Annotated in this window: 6 protein-coding genes; 2 read left to right on the top strand and 4 right to left on the bottom strand. The window is 64.1% G+C overall.

Annotation, left to right across the window (positions count from 1 at the left end; translation table 11 throughout):
- Nucleotides 1-19: 19 nt before the first annotated feature.
- On the bottom strand, nucleotides 20-445 hold the full coding sequence (fur, locus tag EA346_RS00545) for a ferric iron uptake transcriptional regulator (protein WP_296754285.1): 426 nt from the start codon (nucleotides 443-445) through the stop codon (nucleotides 20-22).
- A 103-nt stretch (nucleotides 446-548) separates the two neighbouring features.
- Between fur and EA346_RS00540 the strand changes: the two genes are divergently transcribed.
- On the top strand, nucleotides 549-884 hold the full coding sequence (locus EA346_RS00540; protein ID WP_296754284.1) for an outer membrane protein assembly factor BamE: 336 nt from the start codon (nucleotides 549-551) through the stop codon (nucleotides 882-884).
- Nucleotides 885-1,163: 279 nt separating this feature from the next.
- Here the strand turns inward: EA346_RS00540 and EA346_RS00535 are convergent, their stop codons facing one another.
- The 3 genes from EA346_RS00535 to EA346_RS00525 are packed head-to-tail and all read right to left on the bottom strand — an operon-like array spanning nucleotide 1,164 to nucleotide 3,308.
- On the bottom strand, nucleotides 1,164-1,511 hold the full coding sequence (locus EA346_RS00535; protein ID WP_296754283.1) for an RnfH family protein: 348 nt from the start codon (nucleotides 1,509-1,511) through the stop codon (nucleotides 1,164-1,166).
- Nucleotides 1,504-1,950 carry a type II toxin-antitoxin system RatA family toxin gene (locus tag EA346_RS00530; protein WP_296754281.1) on the bottom strand — a complete coding sequence of 149 codons (447 nt, stop codon included), beginning with the start codon at nucleotides 1,948-1,950 and terminating at the stop codon, nucleotides 1,504-1,506. The genes EA346_RS00535 and EA346_RS00530 overlap by 8 nt, the downstream gene beginning before the upstream one ends.
- A complete protein-coding gene (locus tag EA346_RS00525; protein ID WP_296754280.1) occupies nucleotides 1,950-3,308 on the bottom strand; it encodes a sodium-dependent transporter in 1,359 nt (452 codons plus the stop codon). The genes EA346_RS00530 and EA346_RS00525 overlap by 1 nt, the downstream gene beginning before the upstream one ends.
- 131 nt (nucleotides 3,309-3,439) lie before the next feature.
- Between EA346_RS00525 and smpB the strand changes: the two genes are divergently transcribed.
- Complete coding sequence (gene smpB, locus EA346_RS00520; protein ID WP_296754278.1) at nucleotides 3,440-3,919, top strand: SsrA-binding protein SmpB; 480 nt, start codon at nucleotides 3,440-3,442, stop codon at nucleotides 3,917-3,919.
- Nucleotides 3,920-4,032: the final 113 nt, after the last annotated feature.

The following is a 4,032-nucleotide window of genomic DNA, read 5'->3' as shown; positions in this document are numbered from 1 at the left end:
TAACGGAATGGGACGTTTGTCAGTTGCCGCGGCGGGGGCAGTCTTCGTCGAGGCAGTCACCGTAGAGGACCAGAGCGTGGTCCTTGATCCGGTAACCGTGTTCCTTCGCGATCTGGCGCTGGCGCTGTTCGATGGTCTCGTCAAGGAACTCCTCGACACGCCCGCACTGGTTGCAGATGATGTGGTCGTGATGACCGCCCCGATCCAGTTCGAAAACGGCCTGGTTGCCCTCGAAGTGCAGACGCGAGACCAGGCCCGCGGCCTCGAACTGGGTCAGTACCCGGTAGACGGTGGCCAGGCCGATTTCCTCTCCGGAATCCAGCAGTTCGCGGTAGATCGCCTCGGCGGTCAGGTGGCGGGTCTCGGACTCCTCGAGGATCTGGAGGATCTTCATGCGCGGCAACGTGACCTTGAGCCCCGCCTTCTTGAGGTTTTGCGTTTCCACTGGAAGTCCCCTCGTCGCCCCGGACACCTGCTGCTGGCCCGGGGTGGATTGTTGTAAGATCGGGCGCCATGCCCTGAACCGGATCACGGGACACACCCGCCTGATGCTTAAGATTCTCATTTCTATTGCCACCGTCGCAACTCTGCTCAGCGCCTGTAGCGGCATTCCCACCTATCGCCTCGACGTGCAGCAGGGCAACGCCATCGAGGACAGCAAGGTCGCACAGATCCGCGACGGCATGACGCCGGAGCAGGTGGAGTTCCTCATGGGGTCGCCCCAGGTCCTCGGCACCTTCATCCGGGAGGACCGCTGGGATTACGTTTACTACTCCCGGCCCGGCCGGGGTCCGACCGAGAAACGAAGGGTCAGTGTCTTCTTCGAAGGCGGCCGCGTGGCAAGGATCGAGGACACGAGCCCGCCTGCCGAGACCGGCGGCTGAGCTTCCTGGACGGCTTCAATGCACACGCTCACCGGATCATCATGAAGGCTCCGCAGGCCGTCCTGTCGTGCACAACGCACGCTCCGCATCACCCTCCCCCCGTAGGAGGCGAGCCCTCTCGCCGATCTCGCGCCGGAAAACCCATCGGCCAGGGGCTGGCCTCCTACATCCGCGCCACTTGAAACAACACGAAGCTGACCACCGGCGGAGCTTTCGTGGTCATCAGATGCGCTCATCCCACCATACGGACTCTCCTGGCAACCTGTCGGACCTGGCCCACTAGCTTCCTTCACTGGATGATGCGCCGCCCTTCTTCGTCGGCTTGCCCTCCGCGGCGCGCTGTCGCCTGACCTCCTTGGGGTCGGCGATCAGGGGGCGATAGATCTCCACCCGGTCCCGGGGCTTCAACACCGTGTCCATGCGCGTCAGCTTGCCGAAGATGCCGACCTTTGCCGTCTCCAGGTCGATCTCCGGGAACCGTTCGGTGATCCTCGAACTGCTCAGCGCATCCGCCACCGTAGCGCCCGGGGGCACCTGCACGGGCAGCACGAGCTGCACGTCGGGGCGCGCGTAGGCCACCTCCACTGCGATCGGTTCGCCACCCTGCCCGTCTCCCGGCTCAGCCATGGTTCTCTCCGTGGATGACTTTCGCCCGACGCACGAAGGCATCGACCAGCGAGTTGGCCACATGATTGAAGATCGGACCGATCGCCAGCGACATCAGGCGGCTGGAGAACTCGAACTCGAGATCCAGCGCAATCCGCGTGCCGCGACCCTTCTGCTCGGTGAAAGTCCAGGACCCGTGAAGACTGCGGAACGGGCCGTCCACCAGCCGTATATCGATGAGGTGCGGTGCCTCGAGCCGGTTCAACGTAGTGAACGACTTGTGCAGCGCCCCCGTGGCCAATTCGATCGTGGCCTTGATCCTGCCGTCCCGTGACTCGAGAATCCGGGCGCTGCGGCAGTGGGGCAGGAACTCCGGGTAGGACTCGACATCATTGACCAGGTTGAACATCTGTTCGGCCGAATAGGGCACCCACTCCGATCGCTGGACGCGCGTGGTCATCAGACCAGGCCGATCGCGCGCAGAAACACCACCAGGATCGCAATCGGCGCCACGTAGCGGACCAGGAAGTACCACAGGCTGTACACGAAGCCGAGCTTCAGGCGCAATTCCGACTGCACCGAGCGCTCGGTCATGCGCCAGCCAACGAACAGCGCAATCAGGAAACCGCCGAGCGGCAACAGGATGTTTGCCGTGAGATAGTCGAGCAGGTCGAGAATCCCCATGTCGAACAGCGTGTAGCCCGACCAGACGTTCAGCGACAGCAAGGCGCCGATCCCGAGCAGCCAGGCGAACATGGCGACCAGCGTGGTCGCGAACACCCGCGTCAATGACAGGTTTTCCACCAGGAAGGCGACCGCGGGCTCGATCAGGGATATCGCCGAGGTCCAGGCCGCGAAGACCAGCAGCACGAAGAAGACGGTCCCGAAATAAAGCCCCATCGGCATCTCGGCAAAGGCCAGCGGCAGGGTCACGAAGATCAGGCCGGGCCCCTGCCCCGGGGAGAGCCCAGCGGCGAACAGAATGGGGAAGATCGCGAGTCCCGCAAGCAGGGCGACCAGCGTGTCCGCGGCAACCACAGCCCCGGAAGTCTTCGCGACCGAGGCTTCGCTGCTCAGGTAGCTGCCATAGACCATGATCGCGCCCATCCCGAGGCTCAGCGTGAAGAAGGCCTGACCCATCGCCAGCAGCACTGCATTCGCGGAGAGCGCGGAGAAGTCAGGCTGGAACAGGAACTGCACACCGGCGATGAACTCGCCCTGCGCCATGGAATAGCCGACCAGGACGACCAGCAGCAGCACCAGCAGGGGCATCAGAATGGTCACCGCCCGCTCCAGTCCCGAGCGTACCCCTCGCGCGACGACCATGGCCGTCATGACCATGAAGATGGTGTGCCAAGCCAGCAGGGCCTCCGGGCTCGCCAGCATGGCCCCGAACATTTCCGACGAACCCTCGGCATCGAGCCCGATGAATCCGCCGCTCCCGGACTTGAAGACATAGGCCAGCGCCCAGCCGGCAATGACGCTGTAAAAGGACAGGATCAGGAATCCCGCGAGCACCCCGATCCAGCCCATCAGCCCCCAGCCCCGGCTCAGTCCCTCTTCGCGCGCCACCGTCAGCATTGTGTTGATCGGGCTCTGGCGCCCGCGGCGCCCCAGCAGGATCTCGGCCATCATGATCGGCAGCCCGATCAGCAGGATGCAGGCGAGATAGACCAGCACGAAGGCCCCGCCGCCGTTGTCACCGACGATGTAGGGAAAACGCCAGATGTTCCCCAGTCCGACCGCCGAGCCCGTCGCCGCAAGGATGAAGGCCAATCGGGTGGACCACTGACCGTGGATCGAGACCGTCGCTGGCATCAAAACTTCCCCCTGGTTTTTCCGGATTGTGCGGCAACCCCGGCAGGGGCTCAACTGACCGCCCGAGGCAGGCTGGAATAGGCGGCGGGAAGTGAGCCGTCCGCGCAGGCGCCTTGGTATACTGAGACGTTATGGCGAAAAAGAACCCCAAGAACCAGGCCGCATCCAACACCATCGCGGTCAACCGCAAGGCGAGACATGACTTCTTCATCGAGGACCGGCTCGAGGCCGGACTGGTCCTGGAGGGTTGGGAGGTGAAGTCATTGCGCGACGGGCGCGCGCAGTTGAGCGAGTCCTACGTGCTGCTGCGCAACGGCGAGGCGTGGCTGTTCGGCGCCCACGTGACGCCGCTCCCCACGGCTTCGACCCATATCCACCCGGACCCGAGCCGCACGCGCAAGCTGTTGCTGCAGCACTCCGAGATCAACCGGCTGATCGGCGCCGTCGAACGCAAGGGCTACACGCTGGTGCCGTTGTCGCTGTACTGGAAGCGCGGCAAGGCCAAGCTGGAGATCGGCCTGGCCAAGGGCAAGAAGGAATACGACAAGCGGGCGGTCGACAAGGAACGCGACTGGCAGCGCGAACGCGGCCGGATTCTGAAGAACGCCTGATCCCGCGCCTGGCAGGCAGGGCTGCCACGACGATTTCGCGGAAAACGCCCGAATCGTTGCGGTCGAGCCGCCGGCATTGCCTCAGATTGCGGGGATATCGTTCAGCCAGACAA

The sequence above is a fragment of the Thioalkalivibrio sp. genome, assembly GCF_007692535.1.
Taxonomy (GTDB): domain Bacteria; phylum Pseudomonadota; class Gammaproteobacteria; order Ectothiorhodospirales; family Ectothiorhodospiraceae; genus Thioalkalivibrio.
The sequence above is the reverse complement of the archived record's forward strand: the minus strand, read 5'-3'. Positions and strand labels throughout refer to the sequence as shown.